Here is a 20442-nt window from a genome sequence, read left to right as displayed (position 1 = left end):
AAACGGACGAGGGAACGATCATGACGCCGATTACGCGAAGGTCATTGCTGCATAGCGGCACGGCACTGGCGGCGGTGACGTTTGCGCGGCCCCTGCACGCCGCGGTCGATCGACCGGCGGGGTTGCCAGCTTTGAAGTCGTTGCCGCTGTCGGCGGTACGGCTGAAACCGTCCGACTTCGCGACGGCGGTGACGGTCAACCACCGCTATCTGCTGGGTCTCAGCGCCGACCGGCTGCTGCACAATTTCCGCAAATATGCCGGGCTGGCGCCGAAGGCGGAGATCTATGGCGGCTGGGAGAGCGATTCGCTCGCCGGCCACACGCTTGGTCATTACCTGACCGCGCTGGTGCTGATGAACGCGCAGACCGGCGATGCCGAGTGTCGCCGCCGCGCCGACTACATCGTCGCCGAACTGGCGGAGGCGCAGGCGAAGCGCGGTACTGGCTATGTCGGGGCACTGGGGCGGAAGCGAAAAGGCGAAAGCGCGATCGTCGACGGGGAGGAGATCTTCCCGGAGATCATGAAGGGGGAGATCAAGTCCGGCGGGTTCGACCTCAACGGTTCGTGGTCGCCGCTGTACACCGTGCACAAGCTGTTCGCCGGCCTGCTCGACGTGCACGAGGCATGGGGCAATGCGCAGGCGCTGACGGTGCTGATCGGCCTCGCCACCTATTTCGAGCGCGTGTTCGCGGCGCTGGACGACGCGCAGATGCAGGAGGTGCTGGGGTGCGAATATGGCGGCCTGAACGAAAGTTACGCCGAACTCTACGCGCGCACGAAGGATGCCCGCTGGCTGAAGGTGGCGCAGCGGATCTACGATCGCCGCGTGCTCGATCCGCTCGCCGCGCGGGAGGACAAGCTGGCCGGCTTCCACGCCAATACGCAGGTGCCAAAGCTGGTCGGCCTTGCACGCCTGTACGACCTGACCGGCGACGAGCGATACCGCACCGCCGCGCGCTTCTTCTGGGAGACGGTGACGCAGCACCACAGCTACGCGATCGGCGGCAATGCCGATCGTGAGTATTTCTTCGGACCGGATCGCATCGCCGGCGCCTTGAGCGAGGCGACGTGCGAGCATTGCAACACGTACAATATGTTGAAGCTGACGCGGCAGTTGTTCGCGTGGGAGCCGAACGGCGCGCTGTTCGACTATTACGAGCGCGCACACGTCAACCACACATTGTCGCAGCTCAATCCGCGCAATGCCGGCTTCTCCTACTTCACGCCGATGCTGTCGGGGGCGGCTCGCGAATATGCGCCGGCGGGGGAAGAAGGCTTCGTCTGTTGCGGCGGCAGCGGGATGGAAGCGCATGCCAAGCATGGCGATTCGATCTTCTGGGAGGGGGACCGGATGTTGATGGTCAACCTCTACATCCCGGCGGATGCGACCTGGGCGGCGCGCAGGGCGACGGTGGCGCTGGACACCGGCTATCCCCACGATCCGGAGGCGCGGCTGACCTTCGCGACCTTGGGCAAGGGCGGGCGGTTCCGCGTCGCGCTGCGCGTACCCGGCTGGGCGGCGGGCAAGGAGGCGGTGACGGTCAACGGTCAGGCCGTGCCGGTGTCGCGCACCGCCGGCTACGCGATCGTCGAACGCCGTTGGAAAGCGGGCGACACCGTCGCGATCACGCTGCCGCTGGAGCTGCGCACCGAGGTTGCGGAGGGCGGCGGACCGGTCGCGATCCTGCGCGGGCCGCTGGTGATGGCCGCCGACCTCGGCCCGGCGGAGGACAAATGGACGGGGATGGAGCCGGCCCTGGTCGGGGACGACGTGCTGGCCGCCTTCGCGCCCGTCGCCACCAAGGTATCGACCTTCACCGCCCGCGGTGTCGGGCGGCCCGGCGACCTGACCTTCGTTCCCTTCTACCGCCAGTTCGACCGCCGCAGTGCGGTCTATTTCCGGCAGTTCACGCAAGATCAGTGGCAGCAGGAAGAAGTCGCGTTCAAGGCCGAACTCGCGCGGCAGCAGGACGTGGCGGCCCGCTCCATCGACATCCTGTATTTCGGCGAGATGCAGCCGGAGCGCGATCACAATCTGGAGAGCGAGCAGTCGTGGCCGGTCAGCTATCGCGGGCGTAACGGCCGCGACGTGCGGTCGGGCGGATATATGGCCTTCACGCTGAAGACGCGACCGGGCCCGCTGATCCTGCAAGCGACCTATTGGGGCGAGGACAAGAACCGTGATTTCGATATCTTGGTCGACGACGTGAAGGTCGCGGGCGAGCAGCTGACGGGCAAGGCCCCCGGCAAGTTCATCGATGTCGATTACCCGCTGCCGCCGGCGCTGACCCGCGGCAAGGCGAGCGTGCGCGTGCGGTTCGTGCCGCATGAGGGGCGAACGGCGGGGCCGGTCTTCGGCGCGCGCCTGCTGGCGGGAGCGGGCAAGTGAGGCGCCCGGTCCTGGCCGCCGCCATTTCTGCGCTGTCGCTGGCCGGCGCGTCCACGGCGCAGACCGGCGTGCCCGTCACCGCGCCGGGCAACCCGATCCTTGCCGATGGTCGCTATTACTCGACCGACCCCGCGCCGATCGTGGACGGCGACACGTTGTGGATACTGGCCGGCCGCGACGAGGCGGAAGCGGGCGTCAACGACTTCATCATGAACGAGTGGCAATTGCTGTCGACCAAGGACCCGGCCGCCGGTCGCTGGACGCATTATCCGGCGCTTGTCAAACCGGAGGCGGTATTCGCGTGGGCAGAGCCGGGCAGGGCCTATGCCGGACAGATCGTCAAGGGGCCGGACGGGCGCTTCTATCTGTACGCGCCCGTGCTCCAGCGCGAGAGCAACGCGGCGGACAAGTTCGCGATCGGTGTGGCGGTCGCGGACCGGATCACCGGCCCGTGGCGGGATGCGCATCCCGCCGGACCGATCGTGTCGCAGACGACGCCCGTCGCCAACGACATCCAGAACATCGATCCGACCGTGCTGATCGACGACGACGGCCGCGTCTATTTGTACTGGGGCACGTTCGGGCAGTTGCGCGGGATCGAACTGGCCCGCGACATGGTCACCACAAAGGGGAAGGAGATCGCGGTTCAATCGCTGACCGGCTTCTTCGAGGCGCCGTGGCTGATGAAGCGCAACGGCACCTATTACATGCTGTACGCCGGCAACAATGCCGGGCCGGACCCCGCCTGCACGCCGGCCGTCTATCATGCCTGCATCGCGTACGGCACCGCCGCGTCGCCGCTGGGGCCGTGGACCTATCGCGGGACGGTGCTGAAGCCGGTGAGTTCGACCACCAGCCACCCCGGCGCGGTCGCGTTCAAGGGGCAGTGGTATTTGGCCTATCACACCGCCGATGCGGTCGGCGGCGGCCATTTCCGACGCAGCGTGGCGATCGACCGGCTGGAATGGGACGACAGCGTCTCGCCCGCGGCGATCCGGCCGGTGGTGACGACCCGCCGCCCGGTGCCGCCGCCCGTCCCGACCCGCAACGTTGCCGCCGCGGCGCAGGCGCACGCCTCGAACGAACCGGTGCCGGTGCAATATTGGATCAAGGCGCTGAACGACGGCATCGTCCGGGATGCGCCGCTGCCTCCGGACCTGTGGGGCAGCTGGTCCCCCGACAATCCGCCGCAGCAGTGGATCGAATACCGCTGGCCGCAGCCGGTGACGCTCGACGGCAGCCGCATCCGCTTCTGGGCGGATCATCCCGCCGGCGCGAACGAGGGCGTTGCGCCGCCTGCCGCCTGGCATCTGGAATATTGGGACGGCGCTTGGAAGCGCGTACCGGGGGCGAGCGCCTACGCCACCGTACCCGATGTCTGGCAGGCGGTGCGCTTTCCGGCGATCACGACGCGGTGCCTGCGCGCCGTTTTCGATGCAGCGGGCAGCGGCACGCGCCACGCCGCCGTCGCGGTGTCGGAGTGGGAAGCACTTGCCCCGCGCGCTGCGCCGCCGGTGACGGCGCCGGCGGGTCCGTTACCGGCGTGCGGGTAGAGCGGGGGGCTGGTCGGATCGGCGTTCGGGCTGGGAGCATGGAACCGGCGCAGGGCATTTTGTGACTCCGGGCGGGGTTGATACTCATGCCCTTCAACGTCGGGCGACGGTTCCAGCACCTCCGTGCTCCCGCGGAGGGGGGAGCCCAGTACTGGGTCCTCGCTTTCGCGCGGACACAGGACCGGTACGTGCCCGAAGGGGCGAGAACCCTTTCAGTGTGATTTCCTGAGGTGGCCCTCTCCCTCTAGGGAGCGCTGTTACGGGGTCCCAACTCAGCTCTCTCCCAAAGCAAATTATCGCAAAACCTTCTTCTGCCGCGCCGGGGAAGGCTGGAACCCAGTTGGGATTAGTGCGGTACTCGCCTGAGAATGTTGCCCAACCGGACCCCGGCCTTCGCCGGGGTGGTGATTTGGAGCCGGAAGTGGCGCCGTCTCGCAACGATCCCCCGAAGGGGAGGGACGAGGGTCGGTTCGACCTCGCGCAATCAGATCGCGACTTCTTGCGGTCGTCCTCGACTGGTCGAAGGGGCCGTTCCCACGAGCCACGTCGTCCAGGATCGTGAGAGCGGCATGACACCCCGGCGTCAGCACACCTCCGCGGTCGAGGTCGGCGGCGGCCCCAGCGGCACGCGGGCGGGATGCATGTAATAGGCGTCGCCGGGGACGCGGTGGCGGGTGCCGTAGACTTCGCTCAATACGTTGAACAGGGCGACGTCATAGGCCGCGAGGTCGGTGTCCGACAGGATGCGGCGACCATCGACCACTGCCAGCATGTTCGAATTGAACCAGGTCTGCGTCCCCTCCGCCCAATATTCGTCGACGGTGACGGCGGCATATTCACCCGTCCACATCTTGCGCGCCATCGCCGACGCATAGGCCCGCTCGACACGCGCGTAGAGGCCCGGATCGACCGTCCGTGCCGCCTCCAGGATCGCGTGGGAGAATTCGTGGACGAAGATGTTCTCCCCGTAATAGCGGGTGTCGCGCATCCCGAGCAGGTTCTCCGTCGCGGCACTGGTCAGCGATCCGCCCATGCCGCGCGCGCGCCGGTTCCAGTATTCGGCGTCGGTGAGCTTGCCGATCCGCTGCGGGTAAAGTTTGCGCTCGCAGATGGTCAGCCGCGGATCGTCGATCGTCGGTTTCTTCCAGTCGCGCTGCTCGGGCAGGTCGACCGTGCCCTCCTTCTCACCCATGATCGCGACGCGAAAACCCGACGCGATCATCGCCCGGCGGAGGTCCGGCCGCTCCGCCAGCATCGCCACCGCGATGTCGCGCGCCAGCAGCAGCGCGGTGTCCGGCACCGCGGCGGACGACGCGATCGGAATACCCTCCGCATCGATAAAGCGACGATAGAAGGGATCGAGCTTCAATGTGGCGGGCGGCGGACCGATCATCGCTGCGGCATAGGCGGCCGGCGTCGCCGGTGCATCCTGAGCGCCCGCGGGGATGGCCGTGCAGCCAAGAGCCAGCAGGGCGAACGACCTGATCCGCATCATCGAACGACTTGCTCCCTTTTTATCGTATACGGTATAAACGCGACATTATGTCTGCGTAAAGTGGGGGAGGACGAGAATGCGACCGTTGACGATGTTGGTGCTGGCATGCCTGACGGGCGCGGGTCATGCGAGCCTTGCCGCCGCTGCGGAGCGGGCGTGGGTGTTCGACGACGCGCCCGCCTATCCCGGCGTGACGATGATGCAGGTGTCGGACGAACAGGGATCGGTCAGCGGATCGGTCACGACCGGTTGGTACGGCACGATCCCGATGCAGAACGCCCGCTGGTCCGGCGGCACGCTGACGTTCGATACGCGCAACCTGAACGACCCCGACCGGCCGACGCGGCGCTGGACCGCGCGGATCGACGGCAAGCGTGTGATGCTGGAGGGCGGGTTGTGGCATTCCGACGTGCGCCAGGCGGGTCGCCCGGCCGCCGCAGCGGACGTCGCGGCGCGCACGTTCCGGTCTGCGCCGGACCTGCCGCCGCTCGGTACGCTCGCTCCCGATGGCCTCGCTGCGACGCCACCGATGGGCTGGTCGAGCTGGAACGCGTTCGCCGATCGCATCGACGACGCGACGATCCGCGCGATGGCGGACGCGATGGTCGCGCGCGGGCTGCGCGATGTCGGGTACACGCACATCAACATCGACGACGGCTGGCAGGGGAAGCGCGACGCCGCCGGCGTGCTGCAACCCAACGCCAAATTCCCCGACATGAAGGCGCTGTCGGGCTATGTACATGCCAGGGGGCTGAAGCTGGGCCTCTACACCTCCCCCGGCCCGAAAACCTGCGCGGGGTATGAGGGCAGTTACGGCCATGTCGAACAGGATGCGAAGACCTTCGCCGACTGGGGCGTCGACTACGTCAAATACGACCTGTGCTCGGGCGAGTGGTTCTACGCCGATGCCGACAGCGTCCAGCGCACCTATTTCCAGATGGGTGCGGCGCTGAGGGCGACGGGCCGGCCGATGATCTATTCCCTATGCGAATATGGGCGCTTCGCCGTGTCGTCCTGGGGGCGGCAGGTCGGCGGGCACCTCTGGCGGACGACGGGCGACATCACCGACGATTACAAGACGATGTCCGACATCGGCTTCGTCCGGAATCCGAAATTCGCGCCGGCGGGACCCGGCGGCTGGAACGACCCCGACATGCTGGAGGTCGGCAATGGCGGCATGACCGACGACGAATATCGCACGCACATGACACTGTGGGCGATGCAGGCCGCACCGCTGATCATGGGCCACGACCTGCGCAAGACGACCGCATCGGCAATGCGGATCCTGACCAACCGGGCGGTGCTGGCGATCGATCAGGACGCGCTGGGCGTTCAGGGGCGCCGCGTCCGCACGGAGGGTCAGGTGGAGATCTGGCGCAAGGAACTGGCGAATGGATCGGCAGCTGTGGCGGTGTTCAACCGGGGCACGGCCGCGGCGTCCGTCACGCTGACCGCCGCGGACTTCGGGACGGGGACTGTCGGACAATTGAATGAGCTTTGGTCGGGGCGGAAGGTTCAGCCGACGTCGGCGGTAACTATAGCGCCACATGGAAGTTTAGTTTTACTAATGAAATCGAAGTTACGGTAAGATCATCATGTGGTAGTTTAAGTACACACCCTACAACAGAGTTGACAATCACTCCTACAAAAAGGAAGTATACGATATACATAAGACAATAAGGGGTGGTTGGTATGCTGAGAGGGTTCCGGTTCGGGCCAATGATCGCTGCGGCGGCGTTGGTACCGGCAACGGCGTGGGCGCAAACGACGACCATCGCGACGGCGCAGGACGGCGATCCGCGACAGGATCGGACGGACATCGTCGATCCCACCGGCACCTCCGACACCCCGGAAAGGACCGACATCATCGTGGTCGGTATCCGCGGATCGGTCGCATCGGCGGCCAACAAGAAGAAGAGCGCCAAGCAGATCGTCGACTCGGTGGTGTCGGAGGATGCCGGCAAGCTTCCTGACAACAACGTCGTCGAAGCCTTGTCGCGCGTCACCGGCGTGCAGATCGAAAGATCGCGCGGGCAGGGGCAGGGCATTGCCATTCGCGGGCTGTCCGGCGTGCAGACCACGGTGAACGGCAACGACACCAGTCTGGGCGACGGCCGCTCTCTCAATCTGGCCGACATCCCGGCCGAACTGTTGAAGTCGGTCGATGTCTACAAGACCCGCACCGCCGATCAGGTCGAAGGCAGCATTGCCGGCACGGTCAATGTGGAACTGCGCCGCCCGCTGGACCTGCCGAAGGGCTGGACCGTCGCCGGAAGCGTCAAGGGCATCTACGACGACATTGCGAAGAACGTCAGTCCCTATGGCAGTCTGCTGGTGGCGAACCGCCGCGACACCGGCATCGGCGAGATCGGTTTGCTGGTCAACGCGTCGTGGACGCGGACCAACTACAAGGAGAATTTCATCGAGAGTGAGTCTCCTGATGTGCCGTTCGGCAGCAGTGCAGAGCCCAACTCGCCGCGCGCCGGCCTCCCGGCCGGTTTCGAAAACACGATCATCCCCTACCGCGCCTATTACGGGCTCGAAGAAGGTCGGGTGGATCGCCCCTCAATCAACGTATCCCTGCAATGGCGGGCGAACGACAATCTCGATTTCGTGGTCGAGGGCGGGTATCTTGGGTCGCGGGCGCAGAATACGTCGGATCGCCTGTACGTTCTGACCCGCGAAGGCGGATCGAAGTACACCAATCTCGTCTTGCAGCCGGACGGTCGCACCGCCAAGTCGCTGACCGTCACCGTTCCCCTCGCGTCCGATGGTTCGGGCGGACTGCCGGCGGGCATCGACTCGATCTACAATCGGGCCAAATCCGACCTCTACACCACGAATTTCGAGATGCATTGGCGAAGCGAGCGGGCGCTGCTCAACACGAGCGTCCAGTATAACTGGAGCAAGGACAGCAACGTTCAGGCGGAGCACCTGACACGACCATTCGGGTTGACGACCGCCAACGTAGACTTCGCGTCGGACGCCTATTCGAAGCCGGTACCGTCAATCACGTTCCCCGGCGTCGATCTGGCCAACATCGCCAGCTACGGCGTGGATCGCTACCAGGATCTGGCCGGCGGATCGAAGAATCGCGAGTTTGCAACGCAGAGCGATCTGACGATCATCGCGAGCGAAACGGGCCTGTTGCGGACGATCCAGGCTGGCGTCCGGTTCAACCGCCGCGATCCCAGCCGGTTCTACGGGTACCGGGACGGTCTGCCGCGGATCAATCGGCAACTCACACCGCTGTCGCAGTTCCCCGGCGGCGATCAGGCGGAACTGGTCGGGCCGGACCTTCCCGGCGCGCCGCGCTGGTATCGCATTCCCGGCAACGTCGTATTTGCCAATCGCCCGGACATTCGGGAGTACATCCAGGCCAACGATCCCGGCAACGCCACCCGCTTTGCGACGGAAGAGATTCCTTCGGACCGAGGCCAGACCTATGTCGGACGGGAAAATCGCCTCTCCTATTATGCCCAGATCGGCTATGCGTTCGACCTGCCGGTTCCCGTCGATGGGCTGATCGGCGTCCGGTACACCAATACCTGGGGAAGCTCGAGCAGCTACAATTTTCGTCCCGGGAACGCGTCGACCGGTGGCGAGGACATCGTCGAGTTTGCGCCGGATCGCGGCAATTATGCCGATATCCTGCCGAACGCGACGGCGACGATCCACTTCACGCCGAAGGCGCAGTTGCGCCTGTCCTATACCACGAACGTACAGCGCCCGAGTTTCTACGACCTCCGCCCCTTCTACTACGCCGACACGCGAGCCGTGCCGCCGGTCATCTTCGCGGGTAATCCGGCCCTGAAAGCCCAGCGTGAGCAGGCGTTCGACGCCAGCGCCGAATATTACTTCGGGCGTGGCGGTCAGCTTTCGCTGGCGGGCTATTACAAGAAAGCGACCGGGTTTCTGTACTATAGCCGCGAGGTTGCCCCCGATCTCGGCGCGTATGGCTTGCCGGGTCAAAGTGGCTTCATCGAACAGCAGCGGAACGCCGGCGACGGTACCTTCGCCGGTCTGGAAGCGACGGCACAGACGTTCTTCGACGTGCTGCCGGGTTTTTGGAGCAATTTCGGTGTCAGCCTGAATGCTAGCTACATTCTGAAGGCCCGTGTCGAATATCCCTACCCGGAAGATTTTCCCGGTGCCTATGACTCCACCAACACGTCGAAATGGACGGCCAATGCCGCACTGTTCTACGACACTCCCAAATTCAGCACTCGCGTCGCGTTCAATTACCGGTCGGCCTTCCGCTTCTTCATATGGACGAGCAACCCGGAATACTCCTTCTACAATGATGATACGTATCGCCTGGACGCGGCGATCAACTATACGCCGGTCAAGTTCATGACCCTCTCGATCGAGGGCACGAACCTGCTGGGGAATGACGTCTATCGCTACTTCGGTAAGGAGAACCTGCTGCCGCTCGGGGTCCGGACGCTCGCCCGCACGGTGCAGGCCAGCGCGCGCTTCCGCTTCTAGCGCGCATCGATCGGCCGGTCGGCTGGCAGCCGGCCGATCGATCGCGGCCACACCGCCCTGTTCGCGCATCGCACCGCGCGCTATTGTCGTGCGATGACCGGCAAGCGGCGCATCCTGATCGTGGGCGGGGGAACGGCGGGGTGGCTGACCGCGGCCTATCTCGCCCGCGCGCTGGGCTCCGCGGTCGACATCGTCCTGCTCGAGTCGCCCGATATCGCGACGGTCGGGGTGGGCGAGGGCACGTTCCCGACGATCCGCGAGACGCTGCGCTTCCTCGGCATCGACGAAGCCGCCTTCGTGCGGGAGGCGGGGGCGACGTTCAAACAGGGCGTTCGTTTCCGCGACTGGCTGCAGGCTCCTGCGGACGATCACCGCCACAGTTATTTCCACCCGTTCGAGCCGCCCTTTGCCGGCGACGGCGCGAACCTGATCCCGCACTGGCTGGCGCAGGATGCAGGCGCCCGTCCCTCCTTCGCGGAGGCCGTGACGATCCAGAACCGTGTCGCCGACGCCGGCCGCGCGCCGAAACAGGCGGGGGAAGGCGATTTCGAGGGGCCGCTCAACTACGCCTATCATTTCGATGCGGTGCGGATGGCCGCCGTGCTGGCCGACCGCGCGCGGGAACTCGGCGTCGTGCATGTTGCGGGGCGCGTGCTGGACGTGGTGCTCGACGGTGGCGGCTCGATCGCGCGGCTCGACACCGAAGCGGGCGCACTGACCGCCGACCTGTTCGTCGACTGCACGGGCTTCCGAGCGGAGCTGATCGGCCGGGCGTTGGGATCGCCCTTCCATTCGGTCGCGGACCAGTTGTTTACCGACCGCGCCCTGACCTGCAAGCTCCCCTACGACCGGGCGGACGCGCCGATCGAGAGCGCGACGATCGCGACCGCGCATGCGGCGGGCTGGATCTGGGACATCGGTCTGGCCGGCGCGCGCGGGATCGGCTGCGTCTATTCCAGCCGGCATATGGACGACGACGGCGCGGCCGCGGTGCTGGCGGATTATCTGGGCCCGCGCGCCGAGGACGTGTCGCCGCGCCTGCTGCGTTTCCAGGCGGGCTGGCGCGAGCGGCAGTGGATCGGCAATTGCGTCGCAGTGGGGCTGGCGGGCGGCTTCCTCGAACCGCTGGAGTCGACCGGCGTCGTCCTGATCGAGGCGGCGGCGGGGATGATCGCCGAACTGTTCCCACATCATGGACCGGTCGATCTGCCCGCTGGCCGGTTCAACGACCTGATGACGGCGCGCTACGCCCGAATCGTCGATTTCCTGAAGCTGCATTACTGCCTCAGCCGCCGATCGGAGCCGTTCTGGCGCGACAATGCCGATCCGGCGAGCATCCCGGCGAGCCTGAAGGCGCTGCTCGACCAGTGGCGCTATCGCCCGCCGAGCCGGTTCGACTTCGCGCGCGAGGTCGAGTCCTTCGCGTTCTTCAACTACCAGTACATCCTGTACGGCATGGAATTCCGCACCGACTTGCCGGACGGGCGGGGCGATGCCGCGGAGGCGGAGCGTCAGTTCGCGCGGATCAGGAGCTTCGGCGACCGCGCCAGTCGCGACCTGCCGTCGCACCGCGCGCTGGTCGAACAGATGTCCCGCGCCGCGCCTAGCCGCGTGCGAAGAAGTTCTTGAGCCACACCGGGCCACTCCGCGACGCCTGACGCCAGTCGCCGTCGTCGCCCTCCGCGCGCGCCGAATAGCTCCACGGGTCGACGGTGCGCACCTTGGCGAGGCGATACGCCGCCGGCGTGCGGGTCGCGATCGTCAGGCTATGCTCCAGCGCGGTCGCGGCGACCATGCCGTCGCGGAGATGCGCCAACCCCAGCGCCGCTGCCCGCCGCGCCGTGGTCGCGTCGAGCGACAGGATGCGCCCCTCGAACGCGGACATCAGGGGGCCGTCGATCCATCGCCGGATCGTCGCCGCGCCGGCCTTGTCCGCTTTCTCCACCTGCACCGCGCCCGCGCCCAGTTCGGCGACCGTCAGGGCGGACACGAACAGCGTCGACAGCATCTGCGCCTCTGCCCAGCGGATCATCGCCGGGTCGGCGTCGCGCTGCCGGATCGCGCGCAGCGCCCACACGACGGGCGTATCGAGCAGGTACATCAGGCGAGGCCGCCACGGATGCGCTGCCAATCCGGTTCGACGGCGACGGGCTCGTCCTCCGCGATCTGGTCGAGCCAGCCGTCGCGTGGCCCGGCAAGCTGCTGGAATGCATCGAAGCTTAGCAGCACATGAGTCGGCTTGCCGCGGTCGGTGACGAACACGGGCTCCTCGCGCGCGAGCCGCTTTGCCTGACTGACGTCCTGATTGAAGGCGCGGCTGGTGACCACTTTCATGAACCTACCTGCCTATTTTTCCGGAATAAAGATGTAGGTACGATACTAGCTTGTTGCGGTGACGCAACGCTTTGTCGCAGCAGCAGCAAAATCGCGTGTCGACAATGCGAAGCCTGCTTGCGCGCAGCCCCGCGGCACGCTTCCTACGGCTGATAGACGAGGCGCGGAAGCCTTGCCGCGGGAAGAGGAACGACGATGAGCGGGTGGATGGACAGCCTGAACGGGACCGTGGCAGGCTTGCTGGGGCCGCATGGTCCGGCGGTGCAGGCGGCTGAGCAGAGCTATGCTCCCGGCGATTTCAGCATCCACTTCTTCCTGCAACTTGCCGTCATCCTCGTGACGTGCCGCGTGGTCGGCTGGCTGGGCCGGAAATATCTCGGCCAGCCACAGGTCGTCGGCGAGATGATCGCCGGCGTCGTGCTTGGGCCGTCGCTGCTCGGCCTCGTCCTTCCCGGACTACAGGGCGCGATCTTCCCGAAGGAGACGCGCAACGTGCTCTACGCTGGCGCGCAACTCGGTGTCGGACTGTACATGTTCCTCGTCGGCACCACGCTGCGCCTCGATCATTTCCGCAGCAAGGCGAAGGCCGCGTCAATGGTGTCGATGGCGGGGATCGCCGCACCGTTCGCGATCGCGGTGCTCATCACGCCGCTGCTGCTGACCGTGCCGGGCCTGTTCGCGGCGGGCATCAGTCAGGTCAACGCGACGCTGTTTCTCGGCGCTTGCATCGCGCTGACGGCGTTTCCGATGCTGGCGCGGATCATCAACGAGCGCGGGCTGGCCGACTCGTCGCTCGGGACGCTGTCGCTGACCGCGGGGGCCTTCGACGACGCATGTTCGTGGTGCGTGCTGGCGATCGTGCTGGCGACGTTCGGCGGTGGTGCTGGCGTCGCGATCCTCGCGATCGGCGGCGGGCTGGCGTGGGCGGCGTTCGTGATCCTCGCCGGGCCGCGTCTGCTCGCGCCGCTCGCGCGGATGGTCGAGCGGGAAGGGCAGTTGAGCATGACCGCCTTCGCGTTCGTGATGATCGCGTTCTGCACGTCGGCGTTCCTGATGGACGTGGTCGGTATCCACGCGATCTTCGGTGGCTTCATCCTCGGCGCGGTGATGCCGCGCGGGCTGCTCGCGACCGAACTCAAGCGCAAGCTGGAGCCGCTGACGGTCGTTCTGCTGCTGCCGATGTTCTTCACCTATTCGGGGCTGAACACCCGCATGGACATGGTCAATTCCGGGTCGCTGCTGCTGATCGCGTTCGGCATCCTCGTCGCCTCGGTGCTGGCGAAGGGCGGCGCCTGCTACCTCGCGGCGAGATTGTCGGGGGAAGACAACCGCACCGCGCTGGGGATCGGCGCGCTGATGAACTCGCGCGGGTTGATGGAGCTGATCATCATCAACATCGGCCTTCAGAAGGGCATCATCGGCCCGACCCTGTTTGCGATGCTGGTGCTGATGGCGATCACGACGACGATGATGGCCACCCCGCTGTTCGAGCTGTTCTATGGTCGTCGCGGTCGCGAGTCGGGCGAGCTGGCGGAGCTCGCCCGGTCGAACTGACCGCGCGACGTTACGGGTAACGGACGGGTGCGGGCTGCTCCGGCAGGGGAATGAACTCGTGCTCGTCCGGCACATGCGCGAAGCGATCCGCCTGCCAGTCCGCCTTCGCCTGTTCGATACGATCCTCGCGGGAGGAGACGAAGTTCCAGAAGATGTGGCGGCGCTCGGGGAACGGCTCGCCACCGATCAGCATCAGCCGCGCGCCGTGTTCGGCGTGCACCACGATCTCCGCCCCCGGCTTGAACACCACCAGTTCGCCCGTCGCGAAGCCGCCGGTCTGGCCGACCACGCCGATCGACCCCGATACGACGTAGATCGCGCGCTCGACGTGCTCGGCCCGAAGTTGGTAGCGCGCACCCGGCTGAAGCTGGATGTCGGCATAGACGAGGTCGGAGAACGCCTTCACCGGCGAGACCAAACCGTCCGACGTGCCCGCCACCAGCGTCAGGCGCGTGCCGTCCGCCTCCGCGACCGGGATCTCGTGCGATTTGTAGTGGGCGAAGTCGGGCGCGACCTCCTCCATCCGCGTCGGCAGCGCCAGCCACGTCTGCAGACCGAACAGCGACGCCTCCCGCTCCCGCCACTCGGGTGCGGTGCGTTCCGAATGGACGATGCCGGAGCCCGCCGTCATCCAATTGACCTCGCCCGGCCGGATCGCCTGCACCGAACCGACGCTGTCGCGGTGCAGGATCTCGCCCTCCAGCAGGTAGGTGACCGTCGCCAGCCCGATATGCGGGTGCGGACGCACGTCCAGCCCTTCGCCGCCGCGAAACGCCGCCGGCCCCATCTGGTCGAAGAAGATGAACGGGCCGACCATCCGCCGATGCGCGGACGGCAGCGCGCGGCGCACGGTGAACCCGTCGCCCAGATCGCGGACCGGGGGCAGGATCACCTGCTCGACCCCCTCGATATCGCTGGAACGGATGGACATGGACTTGCTCCGAGAGAAAATGGCCGCCGGGTGTAACGCCCGGCGGCAGGTAAGGTCAGGCGGCGTCGACCAGAATGATCTCGCTGTCCTCGATCGCGGTGATCGTCAGCGTATCCGTATCGCTGATCGCGACGCCGTCACGCGCATTCGCGCGCTGCCCCTCGATCTCGACCGCACCGGTGGCAGGCACCAGATAGGCGCGGCGTTCCTTGCCGAGCGGATAGGCCGCGGTTTCGCCCGCCTTCAGCGTCGCACCGACGACCCGCGCATTGGTGCGGATCGGCAGCGCGTCGTCGTCGTTGGCGAACCCCGACGCCAGCGTCACGAACCGGCCGGAGCGCTCGCCCTTCGGGAAGGGCCGCGCGCCCCAGCTGGGCTTCTCGCCGGTGCGGGTCGGCTGGATCCAGATCTGGAAGATCTTCGTCGTCACGTCCTCCTTGTTGTACTCGGCGTGCGCGATGCCGGTCCCGGCGGACATCACCTGCACGTCGCCGGCCTCGGTTCGACCGTGATTGCCGAGATTGTCCTGATGCGTAATCGCGCCTTCGCGGACATAGGTGATGATCTCCATGTCGCGGTGCGGGTGTGGGGGAAATCCGGACTGCGGCGCGATCGTGTCGTCGTTCCAGACGCGCAGATTGCCCCAGCTCTCCCGCTTGGGATCGTAGTAATTGGCGAACGAGAAATGATGCTTCGCGTCGAGCCAGCCGTGATTGGCACCGCCGAGCGACGAGAAGGGGCGAAGTTCGATCATGTCCGTAGCTCCTTGCTGGAGGATGGCCGGATTGTCTCCGCTGCCGTCCCCCGTTCCGATGACGTGGAAATAGGCGCTCTCGACATGATCGATCAGTGGGATAAAGTGAAACCGAACGTTCGAGGAAGTTGTAATGTCAGGACCGGGCACGCCGACGCTCGATCAGTTGCGCGTATTCCTGGCGGTGGTGGAGACGGGCAGCTTCGCCGCGGCGGGCCGACGGCTGAACCGGGCGGTATCCGTCGTCAGCTACGGCATCGGCAATCTGGAAGATCAGGTTGGGCTGCGCCTGTTCGACCGGGAGGGGACCCGCAAACCGCAGCTGACCGTGGCCGGCCGCGCCGTGCTGTCGGAGGCGCGCGGCATCGCGCACGGGATCGACGAACTCCGCGCCAAGGTGAAGGGGCTGCTGGAGGGGCTGGAGGCGGAGGTGAACCTCGCCGTTGACGTGATGCTGCCGGCGGAGCGGCTGGGGCGCATCCTGCGTGAGTTCGCGGTCGCCTATCCTACGGTTGCGCTGCGCCTGCATGTCGAGGCGCTGGGGGCGGTCACCGCGCTGGTGCTGGACGGCAAGGCGGTGGTCGGCATCTCCGGCCCGCTCGCGGCGGGGGTGGAGGGGGTCGACTGCAATTCCGCCGGATCGGTCGCGCTGGTGCCCGTCGCCGCGCCCGATCACGAGCTGGCGCGGATGGAGCGGATCCCGCCAGGTGCGGGCCGCAACTTCACGCAGCTCGTGCTGACCGATCGGTCGCCGCTGACCGAGGGGCAGGACTTTTCGGTGATGAGCACGCGGACGTGGCGGCTCGCCGATCTGGGGGCGAAGCATGCGTTGCTGCGGGAGGGAATCGGGTGGGGCAACATGCCGCTGCCGCTGATCCAGCCCGATCTGGTCGCGGGCACGCTCAAGCAATTGGCGATGCCCGATCATCCCGGCGGTATCTATCGCTTCGCCGGGGTCTGGCGACGCGACACCCCGCCGGGCCCGGCGGCGTCGTGGCTGCTCAACCGCTTCGTCGAACTCGGCCGCGACGATCGCGAGGCGGCGGGGCTGGGCGATATCTAGAATGCCGCGTCGAGTCCCAGCCGGACCGTCCGGGGCCGCAGCGGCGTGACCTGATCGCGGCCGGTGGTGAACGGCGTGCCGAGCGCGAAGCGGTTGCCGCGCTCGTTCGTCAGGTTCGTCACGCCCGCGCTGATCCCGATCGCACCCAGCCCGATGCGCGCGGTGACGCCGCTGTCGAGATAGCTGCCCTGGAGCTGGCCGAGTACCGGCCCGACGCCGAGCCGCGAGGATCCGACATAGCGCAGCCACCCGTCCACCTTCAGGTCGGCCGACGACCCCAGGTCCCGCGTGTAGACCGCGCCGGTGCGGGCGGTGACGCGCGCGGTGTTCGGGATCTGGCTCAGCCGCGCGGCGACCTGCGCGCGGGCGGCGGCGGGATCGACGGTGAAGCTGCCGACCAGATCGAACAGCCGCACCGCGGACGGCTCGTCGATCCGGCCGTCATTGTAGGACAGCGCCGCCTCCACCCGCAGGCCGTCGCTGATGCGTGCGCCGAGCGTGCCCTCGATCGTCCACAACCGGCCGTCGCCGATATTCGCGGTGCTGGGCAGGCCCGATCCGTCTATGAAGTCCGCCTGGATGTCGCGCCATGCGGTGTGCGCGAGCGTCAGCGATCCGTCGAACCGGTCCGATCCGGCGCGCCCGGTGCGCAGCCCCGCCTCGATCGTCGCGACGCGGTCGTTCTGGAACCGGCGCACGAAGTCGCTCTCGATCGCCAGTCCGCCGGGCCGGAAGCCCTGTTGATAGCGCGCGAACATCTGCAGGCGCGGGGTCAGGTCGACCAGGGCCGCGGCGGACGGCAGGACGATCGTCTGCTTGCGGCGTGCGCTCATCGCCAGCAGCGCGATCGGCACGCGCGCGGCGATGTCCTCGCCCGCGCCGTCCAGCACCGAATGCGTGACGCGCAGCCCGGCGGTGGTCAGCAGGCCGGGGAGCAGCCGCACGCTGGTCTCGCCGTACAGCGTCGCCTCCCGGATCGAATTCACGACGCCGGTCGTCGGCTCCAGCGCGCCGGGTGCGCCGAACAGGCGGGTCAGGCGCGTGCGGTTGTGGATGTAGCTGAACCCCGCCAGCCACCCCGAACCGTCCGGGGCGGACGACCACAGCCGCGTCTCGTTCGCCTGCATGCGCGTGCGGTTCGCCTGCGCGAACAGCCGCACCGGCGAGTCCGGCGCTGTCGCGTCGTAGCGTTCCATCAGGTCGTGCGCGGTGACGCCGCTGGTCGAGCGGACATGCACCGTGCCGAGCAGGCCAGATACGACGAGCTGCGCCTGTCCGAAATCGGCGCTGAACCCCTCCGTCACCGGCGCGGCACGGGTCAGCGGCGGGTCGCCGCGATCCGCATATTGGCTGTCCGCGCCGCGGATGCGCTGACCGATGCCGATCAGCTCCACGCTCCAGTCGCTGGACAGGTCGATACGAGCGGCGGCGCGACCGCCCTCGATGCGGGTGCGGTTGACGTCGGTGCGGTCGAGCAGCGGCTTGTCGATATACCCGCCTTCGGTTGAGGCGTTGGCGACGAGGCGGATGGCGAGCCGATCGGCGACCAGCGGCACGTTCGCGACCAGTTGCGTGTCCGCGCCGGGCGCCCCGTGCTGCGTCACCGATCCGCCCAGCGTCGCGGAGCCGCCGAAGCGCGTCGGGTCGGGCGCGTTCGGCACCAGCCGGATCAGCCCGCCGAGCGATCCCGCGCCGTACAGCGTTCCCTGCGGCCCCTCCAGCACCTCCACCGCCGCCAGGTCGGACAGGCGCAGGTCGGGATCGGGCGCGTTGTAGCTCAGGCGCAGGTCGCCGAAATACTGGCCCACCGTCGCCTGGGTCGGACCGGTGAAGCTGGAATCGGCGATGCCGCGGATGAACAGCTTGTTGCGGCCCGCACCGAGATAGGTGGAGGCGACGCTGGTCAGCCGGTTCGCCAGCCGGTCGGTGCCGCCCGCGCCGCCGAACTCCAGCTCGCTGCCGGTGACGCGCGCGAACTGCCCCGCGAAATTGTCACGCGTGGTACCACGCTTGCTGGCGGTGACGACGATATCGCCGCCTTGATCGGAGGCTATGTCCGGCCGGGGAGCCGCCCGGCGCACGACCACGCGAGCGGGTCGCATGGCGGGGCGGCGGGGCACCAGCCGCCAGCTTCCCGGGCCGATCGCCACCAGTTCGGCATCGGCACGCCGGGCGATCAGCGCCAGTGCGGCAGCCGGCGTCCACCGCCCGCGCAAGGCCGGCACCCGCTGCGCCCACAACCGCGGCTCCGGCACGACGACGCTGACCCGCGCAATCCGGCCGAGCGCCACGACCTGCTGCCCGACGCTGCCGCCCGGCAGGTCGAGCGACACGCTCTCGGCCGCAGCCGGAGCCGCAACGAGCGTGACGGCGGCCGCGACCGCGGTGCGGATCACGGATGCGGTTCCAGCGTCCACCCGTCCGCGTCCTGCCGCACCGTCACGTCGAGCAACTGGCCGAGCAGCGCCGGCCGCCGTTTCAGCGCCTGCACGTCGAGCGTCCCGCGGAACATGCGCCGCGCGACGGCGGGCGCGGCGCGGACCGGCTGACCGAGCTGGCGCGACAGGTCGGCCGCGACCTCGTCCAGCGGCACGCCGTCGAACGCCAGCCGCCCCTCTTGCCACGCCCCGACATCGCCCGGTTCCACGGCCAGCCGCCGCAGCGAGTCGCCCTCGGCGACCACCGCCTGACCGGGATCGAGGCGGAGCGCCGCGCCGTCCGGATCGATCATCACCGCGCCCTCCGCCACCGAGACGCGGGTGCGCTGCGCGTCCGTCTTCACGTTGAATACGGTGCCGAGATCGACCAGCGTCAGGTCGCCGACGCCGACCGCGAACGGATGCGCGGCGTCGTGGCGAATGCGGAACAGCATCTCGCCACGCTCGACCGTCGCCACGCGCGGCGCATTGTGGTCGAGCCGCACCTTCGATCCGCCGGCGAGCACGATACTGCTGCCGTCCACCAGCGCGACGATGCGCTGCTCGCCCGGTGCGGTCTCGACCGCATAGGGGCGTGGTGTCTCGGTCCACACGCCCAGCCCGATCGCGCCGGCGAGCACCGCTGCGAGGGCACCACCGATCCAGCGTCGGGTGTACCGGCGCGCGGGCCTGTCGTCGTTCGCCGCAATCAGATCGCTTGCCGGAACCGTCACCGGCGACAGCGCTGCCACATCCGCCGTGACATCGTGCAGCGCGGCGACCGCCCGGTCGTACCGCCCGGACCGCGAGGCATCATGCTCCAGCCACAGTGTGAACGCGTCCCAGTCGGCGTCCGGCCCCTCCATCCGCAACGCCCAGCCGAACGCTTCGTCGTCGAGCGGGGTAGAGTTGTCGTTCATCGTAACCGCTCCTTCAGGTCGGCCAGGGCGCGGCTGGCGATCCGCAGGTCGCTCTCGACGGTGCTCAGGCTGACGCCCAGTTCCGCCGCCACCTCTCGCTGCGCCGCGCCGTCGATCCGCACGCGCCGGAATACCGCCTCCCGGCGCGAGCCCAGCGTCGTCAGCAGCGCCGCGACTTCGCCGGCTTCCTGACGCGCCGCGACGCTGCGGTCGGCGGCCGGCTGTTCCTGCGCGTGACGGTCGCTCCACGCCTGATCGCGCGCCTCCGCCTGTCGGCGCGCGCGGTAGCGATCGATCATCAGCGTGTCCGCCGCACGGTACAGATACGCCAGCGGATTGCCGATCGGCCCATCCGCGCGTCCCGCCACCTTCAGCCATACGTCGTGCGCCAGATCCTCCGCGGCATCGCCCGCCCCCCGCGCCAGCAGGAATCGCACCAGCTTGTCGCGATTGGCCAGGAATACGACCTCTAATCCCGCGTGGGGCGCGGGGGCAGGTCCGGGGGGCGGCATGATGATGACCGGTCGAATGGGACGGAAGACG

15 protein-coding genes are annotated in these 20442 nt (G+C 67.7%); 7 read left to right on the top strand and 8 right to left on the bottom strand.

The genetic code is table 11. The features are described 5' to 3' along the window. The first annotated feature begins 20 nt into the window (after positions 1–20). Both AC0CH8_RS01835 and AC0CH8_RS01830 read left to right on the top strand, forming a co-directional pair. Positions 21–2390: a beta-L-arabinofuranosidase domain-containing protein gene (locus tag AC0CH8_RS01835; RefSeq protein ID WP_465238443.1), complete on the top strand. Its 2370-nt coding sequence runs from the start codon at positions 21–23 to the stop codon at positions 2388–2390. Then, positions 2387–3943: a family 43 glycosylhydrolase gene (locus tag AC0CH8_RS01830; protein WP_465238442.1), complete on the top strand. Its 1557-nt coding sequence runs from the start codon at positions 2387–2389 to the stop codon at positions 3941–3943. The genes AC0CH8_RS01835 and AC0CH8_RS01830 overlap by 4 nt, the downstream gene beginning before the upstream one ends. A 583-nt stretch (positions 3944–4526) precedes the next feature. On the opposite strand, the gene AC0CH8_RS01825 is transcribed toward AC0CH8_RS01830, so the two are convergent. After that, positions 4527–5438 carry a glycoside hydrolase gene (locus AC0CH8_RS01825; protein WP_465238441.1) on the bottom strand — a complete coding sequence of 304 codons (912 nt, stop codon included), beginning with the start codon at positions 5436–5438 and terminating at the stop codon, positions 4527–4529. A gap of 76 nt (positions 5439–5514) precedes the next feature. Here AC0CH8_RS01825 and AC0CH8_RS01820 point away from each other — a divergent pair, with 76 nt between their 5' ends. The 3 genes from AC0CH8_RS01820 (at position 5515) to AC0CH8_RS01810 (ending at position 11555) form a co-directional block, all read left to right on the top strand. Beyond that, a complete protein-coding gene (locus tag AC0CH8_RS01820) occupies positions 5515–7026 on the top strand; it encodes a glycoside hydrolase family 27 protein (RefSeq protein ID WP_465238440.1) in 1512 nt (503 codons plus the stop codon). 104 nt (positions 7027–7130) lie between these two features. Then, positions 7131–9926, top strand: a complete 2796-nt coding sequence (locus AC0CH8_RS01815) for a TonB-dependent receptor (protein WP_465238439.1) — start codon at positions 7131–7133, stop codon at positions 9924–9926. 93 nt (positions 9927–10019) lie between these two features. Further along, a complete protein-coding gene (locus tag AC0CH8_RS01810) occupies positions 10020–11555 on the top strand; it encodes a tryptophan halogenase family protein (protein WP_465238438.1) in 1536 nt (511 codons plus the stop codon). Here the strand turns inward: AC0CH8_RS01810 and AC0CH8_RS01805 are convergent. After that, entirely contained in the window at positions 11530–12027 is a 498-nt protein-coding gene (locus tag AC0CH8_RS01805) for a PIN domain-containing protein (RefSeq protein WP_465238437.1), read from the bottom strand. The genes AC0CH8_RS01810 and AC0CH8_RS01805 overlap by 26 nt on opposite strands. Beyond that, entirely contained in the window at positions 12027–12260 is a 234-nt protein-coding gene (locus AC0CH8_RS01800; protein ID WP_204199302.1) for a type II toxin-antitoxin system Phd/YefM family antitoxin, read from the bottom strand. Before AC0CH8_RS01800 ends, AC0CH8_RS01805 begins: the two co-directional genes overlap by 1 nt. A 195-nt stretch (positions 12261–12455) precedes the next feature. On the opposite strand from AC0CH8_RS01800, the gene AC0CH8_RS01795 reads away from it, so the two are divergent. Beyond that, a complete protein-coding gene (locus AC0CH8_RS01795) occupies positions 12456–13814 on the top strand; it encodes a cation:proton antiporter (protein WP_465238436.1) in 1359 nt (452 codons plus the stop codon). 10 nt (positions 13815–13824) lie between these two features. Here AC0CH8_RS01795 and AC0CH8_RS01790 read toward each other — a convergent pair whose 3' ends face one another. Together AC0CH8_RS01790 and AC0CH8_RS01785 are read right to left on the bottom strand one after the other, a co-directional pair. Beyond that, positions 13825–14745 carry a pirin family protein gene (locus tag AC0CH8_RS01790; protein WP_465238435.1) on the bottom strand — a complete coding sequence of 307 codons (921 nt, stop codon included), beginning with the start codon at positions 14743–14745 and terminating at the stop codon, positions 13825–13827. A 55-nt stretch (positions 14746–14800) separates the two neighbouring features. Next, positions 14801–15499, bottom strand: a complete 699-nt coding sequence (locus tag AC0CH8_RS01785) for a pirin family protein (protein WP_204199305.1) — start codon at positions 15497–15499, stop codon at positions 14801–14803. 133 nt (positions 15500–15632) lie between these two features. Here AC0CH8_RS01785 and AC0CH8_RS01780 point away from each other — a divergent pair, with 133 nt between their 5' ends. Next, positions 15633–16562, top strand: coding sequence for a LysR family transcriptional regulator (locus tag AC0CH8_RS01780; RefSeq protein WP_465238434.1), 930 nt, complete (start codon positions 15633–15635; stop codon positions 16560–16562). Here AC0CH8_RS01780 and AC0CH8_RS01775 read toward each other — a convergent pair. From AC0CH8_RS01775 to AC0CH8_RS01765, 3 genes are read right to left on the bottom strand one after another with little or no spacing between them, the layout of a single operon-like run. Further along, positions 16559–18958, bottom strand: a complete 2400-nt coding sequence (locus AC0CH8_RS01775) for a TonB-dependent receptor (protein ID WP_465238433.1) — start codon at positions 18956–18958, stop codon at positions 16559–16561. The genes AC0CH8_RS01780 and AC0CH8_RS01775 overlap by 4 nt on opposite strands. Beyond that, positions 18955–19899, bottom strand: a complete 945-nt coding sequence (locus AC0CH8_RS01770) for a FecR family protein (RefSeq protein ID WP_465238432.1) — start codon at positions 19897–19899, stop codon at positions 18955–18957. Before AC0CH8_RS01770 ends, AC0CH8_RS01775 begins: the two co-directional genes overlap by 4 nt. Then, positions 19896–20411 carry an RNA polymerase sigma factor gene (locus AC0CH8_RS01765; RefSeq protein ID WP_465238431.1) on the bottom strand — a complete coding sequence of 172 codons (516 nt, stop codon included), beginning with the start codon at positions 20409–20411 and terminating at the stop codon, positions 19896–19898. Before AC0CH8_RS01765 ends, AC0CH8_RS01770 begins: the two co-directional genes overlap by 4 nt. Positions 20412–20442: the final 31 nt, after the last annotated feature.

The organism is Sphingomonas sp. AC435, from assembly GCF_979253005.1.
The sequence above is the reverse complement of the archived record's forward strand: the minus strand, read 5'-3'. Positions and strand labels throughout refer to the sequence as shown.